Here is a 612-nt window from a genome sequence, read left to right on the forward strand (position 1 = left end):
TACAAATACAGGCTGGAAGATATTCTTCTTCTTGTAATACTCGGACGGCTGGGCAAGTGTATAACAAGACCGGATATAATCAGATTCGGCGAGCGTAACCTGAAACGCTTCCGCTCTTTAGGGATTTTGTTGAACGGCGTGCCGTCCGAGCCGACCCTCTGCCGTATATTCAAACATATTGATGATGAAGCCATGTCTGAACGGATGTCCGAATTTACCTCCGCCTTCCATGATGAGCTTGTCGGTCTTGCAGGGGACATCATCTGCATTGACGGCAAGGCGATGAGAGGGACGGTACTCGAAAACGGACGTAACCCCGACATCGTGTCCGCCTATTCCCTTAAAGGAGGTGTCACCCTTGCCACGGACATGTGCGAAGAAAAAAGCAATGAGATAACTTCCGTGCCCAGACTGTTGGACAAGGTGGATGTGTCAGGATGCATAGTTACGGCAGACGCCATGTCCTTCCAGAAAGCCATCATAGATAAAATCCGGGGAAAAGACGGTGATTTCCTTATCGAGCTGAAGGCGAACCAGAGGACCCTGCGATATGGGATTGAGGACAATGTCGAACTTGCAGAGCCTGTGGATGTATATTCGGAAGGCCCCTTC

1 protein-coding gene is annotated in these 612 nt (G+C 50.0%); it reads left to right on the forward strand.

The features are described from left to right. Positions 1-12: 12 nt before the first annotated feature. Positions 13-612, forward strand: a 600-nt coding sequence (locus B5F91_RS14770; RefSeq protein WP_255376680.1) for an ISAs1 family transposase, incomplete at its 3' end; no start/stop codon positions are given.

It is taken from the genome of Bacteroides sp. An322 (genome assembly GCF_002161765.1).
Lineage (GTDB): Bacteria > Bacteroidota > Bacteroidia > Bacteroidales > Bacteroidaceae > Phocaeicola > Phocaeicola merdavium.